At 46.9% G+C, this 16,846-nt stretch carries 19 protein-coding genes and 2 tRNA genes; 10 read left to right on the plus strand and 11 right to left on the minus strand.

Annotated elements, in window-relative coordinates:
• Window positions 1-29 precede the first annotated feature (29 nt).
• From FD967_RS07645 to FD967_RS07680, 8 genes are all read left to right on the plus strand, one after another.
• Complete coding sequence (locus FD967_RS07645; RefSeq protein ID WP_215325392.1) at window positions 30-1,001, plus strand: glycosyltransferase; 972 nt, start codon at window positions 30-32, stop codon at window positions 999-1,001.
• Window positions 1,002-1,871, plus strand: a complete 870-nt coding sequence (locus FD967_RS07650) for a formyltransferase (protein WP_215325393.1) — start codon at window positions 1,002-1,004, stop codon at window positions 1,869-1,871.
• 48 nt (window positions 1,872-1,919) lie between these two features.
• Window positions 1,920-2,966 carry a bifunctional UDP-4-keto-pentose/UDP-xylose synthase gene (locus FD967_RS07655; RefSeq protein WP_215325395.1) on the plus strand — a complete coding sequence of 349 codons (1,047 nt, stop codon included), beginning with the start codon at window positions 1,920-1,922 and terminating at the stop codon, window positions 2,964-2,966.
• 22 nt (window positions 2,967-2,988) lie between these two features.
• Window positions 2,989-3,906, plus strand: a complete 918-nt coding sequence (locus FD967_RS07660; RefSeq protein WP_215325397.1) for a polysaccharide deacetylase family protein — start codon at window positions 2,989-2,991, stop codon at window positions 3,904-3,906.
• Window positions 3,907-3,954: 48 nt separating this feature from the next.
• Window positions 3,955-4,422, plus strand: a complete 468-nt coding sequence (locus FD967_RS07665) for a peroxiredoxin (RefSeq protein ID WP_215325399.1) — start codon at window positions 3,955-3,957, stop codon at window positions 4,420-4,422.
• A gap of 234 nt (window positions 4,423-4,656) precedes the next feature.
• Window positions 4,657-6,333: a PhoH family protein gene (locus tag FD967_RS07670; RefSeq protein ID WP_215325401.1), complete on the plus strand. Its 1,677-nt coding sequence runs from the start codon at window positions 4,657-4,659 to the stop codon at window positions 6,331-6,333.
• Complete coding sequence (locus tag FD967_RS07675; RefSeq protein ID WP_215325403.1) at window positions 6,314-6,844, plus strand: C40 family peptidase; 531 nt, start codon at window positions 6,314-6,316, stop codon at window positions 6,842-6,844. Before FD967_RS07670 ends, FD967_RS07675 begins: the two co-directional genes overlap by 20 nt.
• Window positions 6,845-6,958: 114 nt before the next feature.
• Window positions 6,959-7,225 carry a hypothetical protein gene (locus tag FD967_RS07680; protein WP_215325404.1) on the plus strand — a complete coding sequence of 89 codons (267 nt, stop codon included), beginning with the start codon at window positions 6,959-6,961 and terminating at the stop codon, window positions 7,223-7,225.
• Window positions 7,226-7,311: 86 nt separating this feature from the next.
• Here the strand turns inward: FD967_RS07680 and dnaB are convergent, their stop codons facing one another.
• The 6 genes from dnaB to FD967_RS07710 form a co-directional block, all read right to left on the minus strand.
• The gene (dnaB, locus tag FD967_RS07685; RefSeq protein WP_251369014.1) at window positions 7,312-8,751 is read right to left on the minus strand and encodes a replicative DNA helicase; all 1,440 of its coding nucleotides are present in this window, start codon (window positions 8,749-8,751) and stop codon (window positions 7,312-7,314) included.
• Window positions 8,752-8,775: 24 nt separating this feature from the next.
• On the minus strand, window positions 8,776-9,228 hold the full coding sequence (rplI, locus tag FD967_RS07690) for a 50S ribosomal protein L9 (protein ID WP_215325405.1): 453 nt from the start codon (window positions 9,226-9,228) through the stop codon (window positions 8,776-8,778).
• Window positions 9,229-9,241: 13 nt separating this feature from the next.
• Window positions 9,242-9,514, minus strand: coding sequence for a 30S ribosomal protein S18 (gene rpsR, locus FD967_RS07695; RefSeq protein ID WP_011902267.1), 273 nt, complete (start codon window positions 9,512-9,514; stop codon window positions 9,242-9,244).
• 13 nt (window positions 9,515-9,527) lie between these two features.
• The gene (gene priB / locus FD967_RS07700) at window positions 9,528-9,821 is read right to left on the minus strand and encodes a primosomal replication protein N (protein ID WP_215325407.1); all 294 of its coding nucleotides are present in this window, start codon (window positions 9,819-9,821) and stop codon (window positions 9,528-9,530) included.
• A 59-nt stretch (window positions 9,822-9,880) separates the two neighbouring features.
• Entirely contained in the window at window positions 9,881-10,255 is a 375-nt protein-coding gene (gene rpsF / locus FD967_RS07705; protein ID WP_215304752.1) for a 30S ribosomal protein S6, read from the minus strand.
• 132 nt (window positions 10,256-10,387) lie between these two features.
• Complete coding sequence (locus tag FD967_RS07710) at window positions 10,388-11,464, minus strand: asparaginase (protein WP_215325408.1); 1,077 nt, start codon at window positions 11,462-11,464, stop codon at window positions 10,388-10,390.
• A 61-nt stretch (window positions 11,465-11,525) separates the two neighbouring features.
• Between FD967_RS07710 and lexA the strand changes: the two genes are divergently transcribed.
• Entirely contained in the window at window positions 11,526-12,245 is a 720-nt protein-coding gene (lexA, locus tag FD967_RS07715) for a transcriptional repressor LexA (RefSeq protein ID WP_215325409.1), read from the plus strand.
• Window positions 12,246-12,342: 97 nt separating this feature from the next.
• Here the strand turns inward: lexA and FD967_RS07720 are convergent, their stop codons facing one another.
• The 5 genes from FD967_RS07720 to uvrC all read right to left on the minus strand — a co-directional run bounded on the left by FD967_RS07720 (window position 12,343) and on the right by uvrC (window position 15,704).
• Complete coding sequence (locus FD967_RS07720; RefSeq protein WP_215325410.1) at window positions 12,343-12,804, minus strand: hypothetical protein; 462 nt, start codon at window positions 12,802-12,804, stop codon at window positions 12,343-12,345.
• Between the two features lie 30 nt (window positions 12,805-12,834).
• A tRNA-Cys gene (locus FD967_RS07725) sits at window positions 12,835-12,908 on the minus strand.
• Between the two features lie 50 nt (window positions 12,909-12,958).
• Window positions 12,959-13,034, minus strand: a tRNA-Gly gene (locus tag FD967_RS07730).
• A 117-nt stretch (window positions 13,035-13,151) separates the two neighbouring features.
• Window positions 13,152-13,727 (minus strand): CDP-diacylglycerol--glycerol-3-phosphate 3-phosphatidyltransferase, encoded by a 576-nt coding sequence (gene pgsA / locus FD967_RS07735; RefSeq protein ID WP_215325411.1) that lies wholly within the window; start codon window positions 13,725-13,727, stop codon window positions 13,152-13,154.
• A 36-nt stretch (window positions 13,728-13,763) separates the two neighbouring features.
• On the minus strand, window positions 13,764-15,704 hold the full coding sequence (uvrC, locus tag FD967_RS07740) for an excinuclease ABC subunit UvrC (protein ID WP_215325412.1): 1,941 nt from the start codon (window positions 15,702-15,704) through the stop codon (window positions 13,764-13,766).
• Here uvrC and earP point away from each other — a divergent pair.
• Entirely contained in the window at window positions 15,703-16,782 is a 1,080-nt protein-coding gene (gene earP, locus FD967_RS07745; protein WP_215325413.1) for an elongation factor P maturation arginine rhamnosyltransferase EarP, read from the plus strand. The two genes, uvrC and earP, sit on opposite strands and share 2 nt — an antisense overlap.
• Window positions 16,783-16,846 lie beyond the last annotated feature (64 nt).

Here is a 16,846-nt window from a genome sequence, read left to right on the forward strand (position 1 = left end):
CCGAGAGCGGAATCAGGCAAAATTGCAGCATGACTGCAAATTTAGCTACCCAAGCCTGCAATCCCATACTCAGCATTGTTATCCCCGTTTATAACGAGGAAGATGGTCTTCAAGCCCTCTTTGACCGTCTATATCCTGCGCTAGATGTGATGGCCAGTAAGCGCAACATTGCTTATGAAGTGGTGTTTGTGAATGATGGCAGCAAAGATCGCTCTGCCGGCATCCTAGCTAAGCAAGTTGAGCTACGCCCCGATGTCACACGTGCGGTTTTATTTCATAGCAACTTTGGTCAACATATGGCCATCATGGCTGGCTTTGAATATTCCCGTGGTGAATACATCATCACCCTCGACGCTGACTTGCAGAATCCCCCAGAAGAAATAGATGCCTTGGTCAATCAATTACTTCAAGGTCATGACTACGTTGGCACTATTCGCGCCGATCGTCGCGATAGCTTCTTCAGAAAATTTGCTTCACGTGCGATGAACCATTTGCGCCAGAAAATCACTCGGATCACAATGACTGATCAAGGCTGCATGCTCCGTGGCTATAGCCGACGTATTGTTGATCTCGTACGTCAGTGTGATGAGAGCAACACCTTTATTCCGGCACTGGCTTACACCTTCGCATCCAACCCAACTGAAATCACCGTCAAACATGAAGAGCGTTTTGCTGGCGAGTCTAAATACAGTCTCTATCAACTCATTCGTTTGAACTTTGATTTAGTGACCGGCTTCTCTGTCATGCCTTTACAGATTTTCTCGATTCTAGGTATGTTGCTGGCAATGGCTGCGGGCAGTCTGTTTATCTACCTCCTGGTTCGCCGCTTTGTGCTCGGCGCTGAGGTTGAAGGGGTTTTCACCCTCTTCGCTCTCACCTTCTTCCTGATTGGCGTGATGCTCTTTGGTCTTGGTCTACTCGGCGAGTACATAGGTCGCATCTACCAGCAAGTTCGCGAGCGTCCACGCTATGTTGTGCAAACTGTTTTAGAGAAAAAATAATTGCACGCAGTCGTCTTTGCTTATCACGATGTTGGCGTTAACTGCCTTAAGGCATTGCTGGGTGCAGGCATTCAGATTGATCTAGTCCTTACCCATCAAGATGATCCTCATGAGAATGTCTGGTTTGGAAGCGTTGCGAAACTGTGTGAGGATCAAAAAATTCCTTACATCACACCAGACGCTAATCAGCTGATCGATCTCATACCGCAGCTTCAAAAGCTAGCACCTGATTACCTTTTTTCTTTTTACTACCGCCACATGATTCCAGCAGAACTCTTGGCCTGCGCCAAGATTGGCGCCTTGAATATGCACGGCTCATTACTGCCAAAGTTCCGTGGACGGGCGCCCGTTAATTGGGCTATCTTGCACGGCGCAACAGAAACCGGTGCAACATTGCACATGATGGAAGTCAAACCGGATGCGGGTGACATTGTGGGACAGTCTGCCGTTTCGATTGGGCCCAATGAAACCGCCACCGATGTCTTTGGCAAAGTCAGCCAGGCAGCCATCACGGTAATGAACCAGGTCCTGCCGGAGCTTGTTCTAGGTCACATCCCCAGAAAACCCAATAATCTGGCTCAGGGAAGCTATTTTGGGGGCCGCAAGCCTGCTGATGGGCAAATTCTGTGGCATCAGACGGCTCAGCAGGTTCATAACCTCGTGAGAGCCGTTGCACCCCCTTATCCAGGTGCTTTTACAGACTGGCAAGGTCAGCGCAGAATTGTGGCTCGGACCAGCCTAGAGGGCCCATTTCCGAGGCAGCTAGAACTTCAGGTTCCCGGAATCCAAGTGGTTGATAATCAGGTATTCGGTGTATGTGGAGACCAAAAGGCGGTAGCGATACTGGACTGGTTCCCAGCAAATACTTAACAAATTACCAGTAGCACTTTTTAGATTAAAAAAAACGAGGCAGTAAAGATGAAAAAAGTACTCATTCTTGGCGTAAACGGCTTTATTGGCCATCACCTTTCAAAGCGCATCCTGGAGACAACCGATTGGGATGTCTACGGCATGGATATGCAAAACGATCGCCTTGGTGATTTAGTAAGCCATCCTCGCATGCACTTTTTTGAAGGTGACATCACCATCAATAAAGAATGGGTTGAGTATCACATCCGTAAATGCGATGTCATCTTGCCCTTGGTGGCAATTGCAACACCAGCAACTTATGTTCAGCAACCATTAAAAGTATTTGAGCTCGACTTTGAAGCCAATTTACCAATCGTGCGCTCAGCAGTTAAATACAAAAAGCATTTGGTCTTTCCATCGACATCCGAAGTCTATGGCATGTGTGAAGACGGTGAGTTTGATCCCGCTAAGTCGAATATGGTTTATGGCCCAATCAACAAGCCACGCTGGATCTACGCTTGCTCTAAACAATTGATGGATCGCGTGATCTGGGGTTACGGTATGGAAGGTTTGCGCTTCACTCTCTTTCGCCCATTTAACTGGATTGGCCCTGGACTAGATAGTATCTACACCCCAAAAGAAGGCTCTTCCCGTGTCGTTACTCAGTTCTTGGGTCATATCGTTCGCGGCGAGCCCATCAACGTGGTTGATGGTGGCGCGCAAAAACGTGCCTTTACTTATGTTGATGATGGTATCGACGCCTTAATGCGCATCATCGATAACAAAGACGGTATTGCTGATGGCAAGATCTACAACATCGGCAATCCAAAGAACAATCACTCTATTCGTGAGCTCGCCAATCAGATGCTCGATATCGCTCGCAGTATTCCTGAATACGCAAAGACAGCAAATGAAGTGAAGATAGTAGAAACTACCTCTGGCGCTTATTACGGCGAAGGCTATCAGGACGTTCAGAACCGTGTTCCCGCAATTGACAACACGATGACTGAATTGGGCTGGAAGCCGACTATCAATATGAGTGATGCGCTGAAGAATATTTTTGAAGCCTATCGCCATGACGTAGAAAACGCACGTCATTTGGTTGATAAAGAATAAGTGGAAGTAGATTTGAGGCTTCATGGCTAAGATTGCACTCAAGGTAGATGTTGATACTCTGCGCGGGACCAAAGAAGGTGTTCCCAACCTAGCGCGGACGCTTGAACGCTTTGGCCTGAAAGCCACTTTCCTATTTAGCCTAGGCCCCGACCACACTGGCTGGGCGCTCAAGCGAGTCTTTAAGCCAGGCTTTCTAAAAAAAGTGAGTCGCACTTCCGTTGTTGAACACTACGGCATTAAGACTTTGCTATACGGCGTCCTACTTCCCGGTCCAGATATAGGCAAACAAGCTGCTACTGAAATGCGTGCCGTAGATGCGGCTGGTCATGAGACCGGCATTCACACTTGGGATCACGTAGCTTGGCAAGATGCTGTGCGTCATCGCGATGCCCAATGGACTAAAGCGCAGATGCAAAAAAGCTGGGATCGTTTTGTAGAGATCTTTGGCCACCCACCAGTCACCTATGGTGCGGCTGGCTGGCAAATGAATGAGGCTGCTTTTGAGCAACTCGATCAATGGGGCATTAAATATTCTTCCGATGGCAGAGCTGAGCCTAACTTGATTCCTTATCGTTTTGACCTGCCTTCTGGCAAAGCAAAGCACGTGCAATATCCAACTACCCTACCAACTTTTGATGAGCTGATTGGAATAGATGATGCCGATGAATTTGGTGCTGTAAAGAAACTCCTAGAAATCACCCAAAGCAATCCAAATGATCAGGTCTTCACCCTGCATGCAGAGCTTGAAGGTCAGAAGCTTCTACCCGCCTTTGAGCAGCTGTTGGCAGGCTGGTTAAATCAAGGACATGATCTAGTTACTATGGGTGAACTTCATCAATCTTGGGAAGCTACTAAGCAACTGGATAAAATAGCGGTGCAGCCAATCGCCTGGGGGGAAATACCCAATAGAAGTGGCGAACTCATTTTGCAAATGGCATAAGTTAGTCCAGAATACGTAATACATCAAGTTAAATAAGAGAGTCCTATCATGACAGTAGAAATTGGTAAACCAATGCCCCAATGTGCAATCCCGGCAACATCAGGATTGACCTTTACCCCAGACTCAGCCAAAGGCAAAAAACTGGTTATCTACTTTTACCCAAAAGATATGACTCCAGGCTGCACCGCGGAGTCTGGTGAATTTCGGGACAACATTGATGCCTTCACTAAATCCAATACCTTGATCGTTGGTGTATCTCGGGATAGCATCAAGTCTCATGACAACTTCCGAAGCAAACTGGAGCTGCCATTCGAACTCGTTGCCGATACCGAAGAAACCCTGTGCCAGCTTTTTGGTGTCATGAAAATGAAGAATATGTATGGCAAACAAGTTCGCGGCGTAGAGCGCAGCACCTTTCTATTTGACTCTTCAGGCAAACTGGTAAAAGAGTGGCGTGGCCTGAAGATTCCCGGTCATGTGACAGAGGTATTACAAGCAGCCCAAGCAACTAAATAATTTTGTAATTAATTTAATCTGGGCTACTTGCAAAGCCCAAAATTTGGGGTAAAGTAGTTCTTATGCACCGTAAACGACGGGAAAGTCTCACAATCCGTTTGACTCATCAGCCTGAATACTTAAGAGCAGGCTTGGTAAACAACCCCCGCCGTTTTACAGATCGTTTTACACCCAGTTTCGCTATAAACCGTCAATGCAATCCGCTTGACGGTTTTTTCTTTTAGGAGAGTCTGCATGCCATTGCCCCCAATCCCAACTCAAATTGCTGGCCAAGTAAAAATTCATAGCAAAGACACCCCGAATTTAAAGAAACGTCCTGCGCCAGTAAAAACTGTTGTGATGGAAAGCCATACGCCAGATTGGGCAACAGATGCAGAGGAAGATCTTTCTGCTGCTGAAGTAGCACTTGAGAGAATCAAAAGTGATCACAACTCAGTAGTTGTGCGTAGTGCGCGCAGTGATAACAAGATAGCGAATGTTCCCGAAAAACCAAAACGTATTATTCGTACCGGTCCACCAAGCCTATTTGTACTCGATACCAATGTATTGATGCATGATCCTAGCTCCCTGTTCCGCTTCTCTGAACATGATCTTTTCTTGCCGATGACCACTCTTGAGGAGCTGGACAACCATAAGAAGGGTATGACGGAGGTTGCTCGTAACGCCCGTACAGTAAGCCGCTCCTTAGATCAATTAGTAGCCGGCACTAGTGGCACATTAGATGAAGGCATCCCCCTGAATAAGCTTGGCAATCAAGATGTGTCTGGTCGACTCTTTTTCCAGACAAAGTTGACTACTCAAGCACTACCAGAAGGTTTGCCCGAAGGTAAGGGTGACAACCTCATCTTGGCAGTAGTCAGCGAGCTTCAAAAGACACGCAAAGGTCAAGAAGTTGTTCTGGTATCCAAGGATATCAATATGCGCATTAAGGCGCGCGCGCTTGGCTTACCTGCTGAAGATTACTTCAACGACCAGGTTTTAGAAGATCGTGACTTAATGTATTCCGGAGTCATGGCATTACCAGCAGACTTTTGGCCAAAGCATGGCAAAGATATGGAGAGCTGGGCTGACGGCAAATCTGGAACGATGTTTTATCGCGTAACCGGCCCTTCAGTTCCCAGCATGTTAGTGAATGAGTTTGTCTATCAAGAAAACCCAGATGGATCCACGCCGTTCTATGCACAAGTTAAAGAGATCAACGGCAAGACCGCCCTACTTCAAACTCTGCGGGACTTCTCTCACCAGAAAAATAATGTGTGGAGTGTGACAGCACGTAATCGCGAGCAGAACTTTGCTATGAATCTACTCATGAACCCAGATGTGGATTTCATCACATTACTGGGGCAAGCGGGTACTGGTAAAACTCTGCTGGCCTTAGCTGCCGGCTTAGAGCAAGTGTTGGATAGTAAGCGCTATAACGAGATCATTATTACCCGGGCTACCGTTCCTGTAGGTGAAGATATTGGCTTTTTACCGGGCACTGAAGAAGAGAAGATGCAGCCTTGGATGGGTGCGTTTGATGACAACCTTGAGGTGCTGCAACGTAATGAAGACGGTAGCGCCGGAGAATGGGGTCGTGCTGCTACACAAGAATTAATTCGTTCACGCATTAAGGTAAAGAGTATGAACTTCATGCGCGGTAGAACTTTTGTCAGTAAGTTTGTGATTATTGATGAAGCGCAGAATTTAACTCCAAAGCAAATGAAAACCTTGGTTACTCGTGCGGGTCCAGGAACCAAGATTATTTGCTTGGGTAATATTGCTCAGATCGACACACCTTACTTAACTGAAGGCTCTTCAGGTCTAACTTATGTGGTAGATCGCTTCAAAGGCTGGCGTCATGGTGGACATGTGACTCTGGCTCGCGGTGAGCGTTCACGTCTTGCGGATCATGCTGCTGACGCACTCTAAGCAAACTTTTTCATGCCGCACTCTGATGGGGTGCGGCATTTTTATTTGCACCCTTCTTTTGCTCACGGGCTGTAGTAGCTTTGGCTCCAAGAATAGTGCGGCTAAAGTTACCCAGTTCAAACAAGACACTAGCGTAGGTACCGAAGATATCTCGATTGCTGCAGTGGGCTTAGTGGGCGTACCCTATCGCTATGGCGGCAATAATCCGGACGGGGGGTTTGATTGCAGTGGATTAATTGCTTATGTCTATAACAAATCTGCAAACATCAAGTTGCCAAGGACTATTCAAGAAATGAGTAATCGAGGTCAAAGTGTAGACAGTGGTCCACCTGCACCCGGGGATCTCGTTTTCTTCAACACGACTGGCGCAAAGTATTCGCATGCTGGTATCTATGTAGGACAAGGTAGATTTGTCCACGCCCCAAGCGCTGGCGGAACTGTACGTCTGGAGTACATCACTACCCCCTATTGGGCAGCAAGGTTTACTGAGGCCAGAAGATTAACGCCTTAATTATTAGCCTTTCGGCGGATAGCATTAATACCGTATTCCCAAAACACTAAATATTGTTTACATTTGCAAGTAGAACAATTAGTTCTTTAGATTACTCATTTGGGAGTCACTCGTATGAAGAAAATCATTATCGCCTTAAGTGTTGCATTCAGCTTTGCAATTCCGTCCCTTGCTTTCGCAGATCAAGCAGCTTGTGAAGCTAAGGCAGTTAGCAAAGAAGGTAAACCGCTTTATGGGGCAGCTAAAGACGCCTCAATCAAGAAATGCATGGGGGATGCCAAGCCCAATGATTGTGAAGAAAAGGCAGTAAGCAAAGATGGCAAGCCGCTCTATGGCGCCGCCAAAGCTGCATCTATTAAGAAGTGCGAAGGCGGAAAGTAAATGCCTTTCGCATCAAGTTAAAAAGCCTCGCAATTGCGAGGCTTTTTTAATTCTTCACTATGATGGCTTTTACTTCTTGCTTTGAATTAGAACGGCTCATAGCCACCAGAGGAGTAACCCACTGATCCCATCGCCAAGTTATCGAACTTGGTATACGGACCCTGCCAGCTTAAGCGTACCGTGCCAATTGGTCCGTTACGCTGCTTGCCAATAATGATCTCCGCCATACCTTTGTCTTGGGTTGTATCTGGGTGATACACCTCATCACGATAAATAAACATAATTAAGTCAGCGTCTTGCTCGATCGCGCCTGACTCACGCAAATCAGACATGATTGGACGCTTGTTGGGGCGTTGCTCAAGGCCACGATTTAACTGTGATAGGGCAACCACTGGGCACTGCAGTTCTTTTGCGAGCGACTTGAGTGAGCGTGATATTTCAGAAATCTCAGTCGCACGATTCTCAGAGCCGGAGCCACTCATCAACTGCAAGTAGTCAATGACAACAAGGCCAAGTGTTCCACCAAAGTTGCGAGCAATACGACGTGCACGCGCACGCAACTCTAAACTGGAAAGAGCACCAGTCTCATCAATCAAAATTTGGGTATTACTCAAACGAGCAATGGCGTCAGTAACACGTGGCCACTCATCATCTTGAAGTTTGCCGGTACGCATACGACTTTGGTCAACGCGCCCTACTGAACCCAATAAACGAGCCGCTAATTGCTCACCTGACATCTCCATTGAAAAAACAACGACTGGCAAACCTTCAGCTAGAGCAACGTTCTCAGCAATGTTTAATGCGAACGCCGTTTTACCCATCGACGGTCTACCTGCAACAATTACCAAGTCACCTTTTTGCAGACCACTAGTTTGTTTATCTAGATCAATAAATCCAGTTGCAATACCCGTGATGTCACTGCCACCTTGACGGTTATATAACTCATCAATACGCGCAACAACGGTTTTAAGTAAGGGTTCAATCTCGAGGTAATCAGCTTTGCGACTACCCTCCTCGCCAATTTGCAGAATGCGTGACTCCGCTTCATCCAAGAGCGTTCTTACAGAACGGCCCTCTGGAACAAATGCTGAGTTCACAATATTGTCAGACACTTCGATTAGGCGACGCAGAATGCTGCGATCACGAACAATGTCGGCATAGCCTTTGATGTTCGCTGCACTTGGAGTACTTTGCGCTAATGAATTGAGGTAATCAATACCAACTAAGTCACCACCCTGCTCGGACTTAACAGCCTCATGAACTGTAATGACGTCAGCGGGATGATTGTCGCCAACTAAACGCTGAATGACCTTATAGATCAGAGCATGCTCAGGACGATAGAAATCTTTATCAGTTAACACACCACCTAGGCGATCCCAGGCCGTGTTATCGATCAGTAGACCGCCGAGCAAAGATTGCTCGGCTTCTACAGAATGTGGCGGTACTTTTAGAGCCTGCAAGGCTGGATCCCCAGAACCCATCATGCCAGGATTTGACATTAGGGAGCGTGAGCGGGATTCAGCCATGAGGCTAGATTACAGATCTAAAACTTACGCTTGCTCGCCAACTACACGGATAGTGATGTCAGCCACTACATCGGTATGCACAGCTACCGCTACAGGGTGATCACCAACCATCTTCAATGGGCCAGTAGGCATACGAACAGAAGCTTTTTCGATTACGAAGCCTTTTGCCTTCAAAGCATCAGCGATGTCATGGTTAGTTACAGAACCAAACAAACGACCGTCAACTCCCGCTTTTTGACCGATTTCAAGAACTAAATCTTTGAGCTTTGCGCCAACCGCTTGCGCAGCAGCCAACTTCTCAGCAGCCAATTTTTCCAACTCAGCACGACGTACTGCAAAGTCAGCGATGGCTGTTTCAGTTGCACGACGAGCTTTGCGTTGTGGGATTAGGAAATTACGAGCGTAACCGTCTTTAACACGAACGATGTCACCGAGGTTGCCCAGGTTAATTACTTTTTCTAAAAGAATGATTTGCATTGAGGGCTCCCAATTATTTCTTGTGTTGATCGGAGAATGGCAACAAAGCCAAGTAACGAGCACGCTTGATAGCAGTGTCTAACTGACGCTGATATTTAGCTTTTGTGCCTGTCAAACGTGCAGGAGTAATCTTGGCGTTTTCGCCAATAAAGTCCTTCAATGTATCTACGTCTTTGTAGTCAATCTGTTCTACGCCAGCAACAGTGAAACGGCAATAACGCTTACGCTTGAACAATGGGTTCTGAGCTGGTTTCTTTTTGAAATCGGGTTTCTTTCCAAACGCCATGATGATTTCCTCTTTAATTTTTCAATTGAATATGGGTAATATGGAAAACAAGTTTTTGATTACGTAGAGTCTTGGGTGCTAAGAATCCTTCAAACACTGCCTCGGCTCCTAAATCCATTTGCTCTAAGCCCTTTTGTATCGGGCCAATTGCTATGGCTTCAACACTCATCTGAATTTTCCTAGCCGCTCCTACCTCGCTTACTTCGCCGCTATGTTCTAGCTGGCAATGCATCACCGGTATTCCTGCTGGTGTAAATCGAATCGCGTCTTTAGCTACCAAGAATGCAGTTAGGGTGAAATGATTCAACGCCGCTCCGTCACTCTGATACGTTTTCTAGTCTGTGTATTCCTCTTCAAATTTCTAACTTAAGCCGCTACTACAGGAGCGTCGGATTGAGCTGATTTGCGTGCTTCTTCACGTTGCACTTCTTTCATCATGATGGAAGGCTCAGTTTCAGCCTTCTTCGTCTTGATGATGAGGTGACGCAAAACAGCATCGTTAAATTTGAATGCGTGCTCGAGCTCGTCCAGAGTTTTCTGGTCGCACTCAATGTTCATGCAAACATAATGGGCTTTAGCAAGTTTGTCGATCATGTAAGCCATCTGACGACGACCCCAATCTTCCATGCGGTGAATTTTGCCGCCAGCAGCAGCTAATGTCGCTTTGTAGCGATCGATCATCGCAGGCACTTGCTCGCTTTGGTCCGGGTGGACGATAAAAACGATTTCATAATGACGCATCTAACACTCCTTAAGGATAAAGTCACCTGGGCGTCTTGCTAACTTCCGATGGTTTTAAAGTTAGCGCCAGTGTGACAAGGTAGTAACAAATTGTAGGTAAAACTAACTACAGAATTTACAGCTTTTAAGTCCTTACCGAATTTCAGGTAAGTCCGCTATTCTAGCAAAAAAATCCTGCCAAGTCAGGGGTTTACCAGCTTTATTTGCCTGCTTTTCTGCATTTAAAGCCAATTGAAGTGCAATTCTGGCTCTAGGCGCAGTCAGAGACCCTGAGGGACAGCATCCAGGCCTATCTAACTCAGGAATGTTTCGCAAAGTAGCCCCGGCACCTGTTCTAGTCGTTCTCACCAAAGCAATATCCTGAACCATCGCTTGGTCCAAAGGCTTGACCCAATCATCATGAAAACCACCTTGCCCCGAACCAGCAAGAATAAAGCCCTGGACGGCGCTACCAAGCCAATGTGTGATGGTTTCGGGACGAGCACCCGCGTGACTAGTCAGGATCTCAACCCAAGGCCACTCACCTTCCTTGGGAATCGGTAAATCTTCATTCCATGCTGCCTGGACGGCCTTCACGCCAGATAACCAAGATGGGTTAATTAAGCCTACCGAACTGGATGGGGCATTTTGTAATGGCGCATTCAAAGCCGTAGCGTGGCGCTTAGCCAAATCCATTGCCATGCATCCACGCCCGTCCATCACCGCATAAATGCCACCAGGAAAGTTATCAATGGATGTGGAGGCCCAGCGCAAGGCATCCAAAAGATTGGAGGGTCCATCAGCCTTAGGTGCGTTACTCGGAAGCATAGCCCCAGTCAAAATAACCCTCTTAGACTGAGTCTGCGCTAACTTGCCACACGTTACCTGCAGAAATAAGCCTGTTTCTTCAATCGTATCGGTGCCGTGGGTAATCACAATTCCCTTTATAGCAACATCTAGCAGAGCCTCAATGACAGCAAGCCCAAGGCTAGTAAGGTGGGCTTCGGTCAGATTACGACTATTGATATTCGCTATCTGGCGTGAAACCAGCCTTACCCCCTCAGGCACCACTGATTGAACCTGCGCCACTAAAGCGTCAACCCCGACTTGGCCAGCTTTGTATTGAAGGGGGCTTTCTTCCGGATTGGGGGCGAGGCCTGCAATAGTGCCGCCCATGCCTAAAACTAAAAGATGGGGTGTTTTTTCAGAAATACCGGGATTTGAACTCATTTCTCTATTATCCGCCTCCAAATTGCTTGAATATTGAAATAGTGCTGTATACAATCCCAGTATGGATATAAATACAGTCGATTTTCTAGAGGAGCTGACTGCCCTCCCCAAACTCACCTCACGTCAAAGTGAGATTTTGGAATTAATTACTAAGGCCATCGAGGAAAGTGGTTCACCTCCTACTCGCGCTGAAATTGCAACGCAACTGGGCTTTGCTTCCGCCAACGCTGCTGAAGAACACTTACGCGCCTTAGCAAAAAAAGGGTATATCGAACTAACACCCGGAACATCCCGCGGCATTCGTATTCCGCAACGATTTAATCAAACACACAATCCCAATAAATATCGCCAGATGTCATTACCTTCTGGCGCGCTTCAGCAACTCACACTGCCACTCATTGGTCGAGTTGCTGCAGGCTCTCCGATCATGGCTGTTGAGCATATTGAAAAACAAGTGCCAATTGATCCAAGCTTGTTTAGCAAAGGTGCTGATTATTTGCTGAAGGTGGTTGGTATGAGCATGCGCGATGCTGGCATTCTGGATGGCGATTATCTTGCAGTACGAAAAACTTCCGAGGTTCGTAACGGTGATATCGTGGTTGCGCGCTTAGATGATGAAGTCACCGTAAAACGTTGGAACCAAAAGAAAACTGCGGATGGCATGGTGATTGAATTGCAAGCCGAGAATCCAGACTTCAAAAATATTTTGGTAAACAGTCGTCAACCGAACTTTGCAGTTGAAGGCCAGGCTGTAGGCCTGATCAGAGCTGGCGGACTCTAATCCTAGACTTCTGAAATGAAAGGCCTCTATACGAGGCCTTTTTCAATTGGAGAGTGGATCTACAGCATTCTTACTGCCCCATTCTTTTTTCTATTATTTATTTTTTACTAGGTGCGACTACATTTGCATTCTTGGGAGATGCAGTAATAGTGATGATTGTCTTAGGGCCAGTGAATGGACCTTCATTTAACTCCACGGTTGAGGTGCGATCACCCTTCGTAAAAACCAAAATACTAGTTTTTGATTTCACTGCACTCACGGTAGTCCAACCCGCTTTAGGATATTCAGCTTGGAAGAATGCGTAAATATCGGTTGGGGTTTGTACACCAGATAAAACTACACGCCCAACCCAGTTATCGCCACGACCAATGATTAAAGAATCTGAGCCGATGATTTTGGATGCTGCAGGCAATGGCATATCACCTAAGAGTTGCGATTGAATTTCCTGCACTTCACTAGACGTGCCTGTTGGAGAGTCGCCAGAAATTGCACACGCTGCTAGCAGCATAGCTAGCACGAAGGCCAATGAAAGTTGCTGAACTTGTTTAAGTTGAATCATGTTCTTGCCCTGGTAATCAATCTACATTACTGGAGGCGCGTGAGGGAATCGAACCCCCGTACGAAGCTTTGCAGGCTCCTGCCTAACCACTCGGCCAACGCGCCATATGCTTGAATCAAAAATGGGAAGCTTTTTTAGGGCTTCCCATCGAACTTGGAGCGGGAAAGGAGGTTCGAACTCCCGACCTATACCTTGGCAAGGTATCGCTCTACCAGCTGAGCTATTCCCGCATAACAGGGCAACAGTTTAGCAAACTATTTGAGGAAACGCATTTATTGTGAAGAAGGCTATCTACTAACGGGGTCGATGTTTACAACAGACCCTTATCAGCCATGGGTTTATGGGCATTACTCGGCTTTATCAACTAACTGAGGCAAAGCCTTTTTCATGTAATAGAACATGGACCAAAGTGTCAAAAAGGATGCAATCCAGATTAACCAAGTGCCAACTTGTGCGCAATTCAACCACCCAAATATAGTGTCGTTCAATAATAAAAATGGAATCGCTACAAGTTGGGCTGTGGTCTTCAGTTTGCCAACCAGATGCACAGCAACACTTTTCCCGGCACCTAAGAGTGCCATCCATTCTCTTAGTGCTGAAATAGTAATTTCACGCCCAATAATGATGAGGGCAACCCAAACTTGCACACGATCCATGTTCAGGAGAACTAACAATGCAGCAGCAACAATTAACTTGTCTGCTACCGGATCTAAAAATTGACCAAATGCCGACTCTTGTTTCATTTTGCGAGCTAAGAATCCATCTAACCAATCAGTCGCTGCAGCAAAAATGAAAATCACGGTAGCTGTGAGGTTTTTGTCGAAGGGGGTAAGCCAGCTATTGGGTAAATAGAACACTGCGACGACTAGCGGAATTGCGGCAACGCGCAACCAGGTCAGGGCAATAGGTAGATTAAACGGCATAGCTTAAGCATAAACCAATGCGAGCGTGCTGGGCAATCAATGGAGTTGCCTATAGATTTGCTCTGCCAATGCAGTGGATATCCCTTCCACGCTAGATAGCTCTTCGATGGTGGCATTAGAAACGCCACGCAAACCCCCAAAACGGGCGAGTAATTTTTGACGACGTTTCGCTCCGATACCCTCAATTTCTTCCAACTGAGAAACTGTTCTGGCTTTTGCTCGCTTGGCGCGCATGCCAGTAATAGCAAAGCGATGTGCCTCATCCCGGATTTGTGCTACTAATAATAAAGCCGCACTATCAATGCCGAGTTCAAGGGATTTCCGTCCGTCCGCAAAAATAAGCGTCTCAAGACCTACCCTGCGCCCCTCCCCTTTAGCAACACCAACAATCAAACTAATGTCCATACCAAATTCAGAGAGTACTTGTCTTGCCATCTCAACCTGACCTTTGCCACCGTCAATCAAAATCACTTGCGGCATCTTCTCAATAGGGAGCTCTTGGAAGTTTGCATAACGGCGCTGTAAGACCTGACGCATTGCCGCGTAATCATCGCCTGGTGTAATGTCATTAATATTAAAACGGCGGTATTCACTAGGCTGCATCGCATTTTTGGAATACACCACACAAGAAGCTTGCGTAGCCTCACCGGAAGTATGGCTAATGTCAAAACATTCAATACGCAACTGTTCAAGACCCTCTAATTCCAAAGCCAAAACATCAGCCAGTGCTCGCGCTCTCGCTAATTGTCCACCAGTCTCGACTAAACGCTTTGCAATGGCAATCTTGGCATTACCCTCAGCCATCGCCAACCAATGTCGTCTCTGACCTTGTGGTTGGTGAAGGAAAGTAATGCGCTTACCAGCTTGCGCATTGAGTAAATCATGCAAGCCTTCTGGAACGGCTTGATCAGCACCAACTTCAGCGCTTTCTTCTGACGCCGCAATATCATCCGCTAACTTTCTCAATGGATGATTCAGAATCAATACCGGTGGAATTAAATTGGTAGTCGCCTCACCATCACCTGACTTCTCCTCTAGGTAATGCTGGGCAATAAAGGCTTCTAAAATTTCTGTGGGGGGTGGCAGCTCTCCAGCGCTTGAGCGTAAGCCTTTCGGAAAATAGGCGCGATCGCCCAAATGGCGACCACCGCGAATCATTGCCAGATTGACGCAAACCACGCCCTCCATTTGAGCTACAGCGATGACGTCAACATCACCTTCACCATCTGCAACAGTATCCATAGACTGCTGTTGCAAGACACTAGAAAGATCGGCAATCCGATCTCTAAGCACCGCAGCCATTTCAAACTCCATGGCATCGCTGTAGGCATGCATTTTCTTTTCAAGCTCAGAAAGTACACGACTATGGTCGCCCTCTAAGAAACGTGTTGCCTGTGCTACGTCCTGCCCGTATTGCTCTGCGTTCAGACGGCCAACACAAGGTGCGCTACAGCGATGAATTTGATGTAGTAAACAAGGACGGCTACGGTTTTTGAATACGGAGTCTTCGCAAGTTCTCAGACGAAAGACTTTTTGCAAAATCTGCACGCTATTGCGTACTGCCCATGAATTCGGGAATGGCCCAAAGTAGTGATTGCGCTTATCTATTTTTCCTCGATAGGAGGCTAGGCGTGGAAACTGGTGCCCCGTCAACATCACATAGGGATAGGACTTATCATCTCGGAAGAGAATATTAAATGGAGGAGCTAACTCCTTAATCAAATTATTCTCTAGAATTAAGGCTTCGGTTTCTGAGCGTGTTACTGTAGTTTCGTAGCGGGCGATTTTTCCCACCATCAGTTCTATCCGTGGTGAAAGCTGAGTTCGCTGGAAGTAACTAGACACCCGCTTTTTGAGGTTGCGGGCTTTTCCGACATACAAAATATGTCCCGCCTCATCAAAGAAGCGATATACCCCCGGCAATCCGGGTAGCCGTTTAACATCCTGCTGAAGGGTTTCAAAAAGCGAATTACTCATGCGTTGGGATATTTTCTGTCAAATCGTAGACAACTATGGTGATGCCGGTGTTTGCTGGCGCCTAGCAAGAAGCTTAACAAGTCTTCATAGCCAAGACGTGCGCATTTTCTGTGACGATCTCCCAACCCTTAATTTACTCGCTTCTGGGGTTGACCCAGAAATCAAGCGTCGTATCGACGTCCAACCCTGGGAAGCAAGTCACAACAATAGCCGCCACCCTGTTGAAGCACCCGATGTGGTGATTGAGGCATTTGGATGCGATCTTCCAGCGCGTTACCTTGCAGGTCTACTGATTGACCCTAAAAAACCCATCATCATTAATCTGGAGTATTTAACTGCAGAGCCCTGGATTGTGGACTTTCATCAGAAAGCATCCCCGCAGGCGCATGGTATTCAGAAATACTTTTTCTTTCCTGGATTCCAGACTAATGCAGGCGGCATTTTGATTGACCCAGTCCCCAAGAAGTCATCGCTGACAGAACAATTGGTTCCCGAGAGCCTGCGGGCAAGCTGGAAGCTCTTACGACCACATACAAAACGCATCAGTGTTTTTTGCTACCCAGGCGTACCTCTCCTGAGATGGTTAGAAGATTTAGCGACATTAGATGAGAGCTTCGACATTGTGTTGACTCACGGTCAACTTGAGCAATTACAGTTCAGCTCCAGTCACCCTACTCAAGTCATTACCCTGCCCGACTCTATTCAACTAATCTCAATTCCTTTTGTGTCTCAAGATGAATATGATTGGGTTCTCTCTCAATGCGACTTCAACATTGTTCGAGGTGAGGATTCTTTTGTCCGAGCGCAGTTGGCTGGCAAGCCCTTCATCTGGCATATTTACCCCCAAGAAGATCGCGCGCACGAAACTAAGTTAGCTGCATTTTTAGATCTCTATCTCGAAGACGCATCACAAGAGCTTAAACATGCCGTCATTTCAGCAATGACTTGGGCAATGCCCAGCAAGTGGCATCACTCCATTGATGACTGGAATACCCATTCCAAGGCTTGGCGAGCGGATTTACTCGAAAAACAAGCCGATGGCGGCCTGGCAGCCCGTCTAATGAGCTTTGTGGCCTGATCTTAGGCTAAATACGACTGCGGGCGGTTACAATCTTGTCTTTGATAAAAACCGCAGAAAATCA

It is taken from the genome of Polynucleobacter sp. JS-Mosq-20-D10 (assembly GCF_018687755.1).
Classification (GTDB): Bacteria; Pseudomonadota; Gammaproteobacteria; order Burkholderiales; family Burkholderiaceae; genus Polynucleobacter.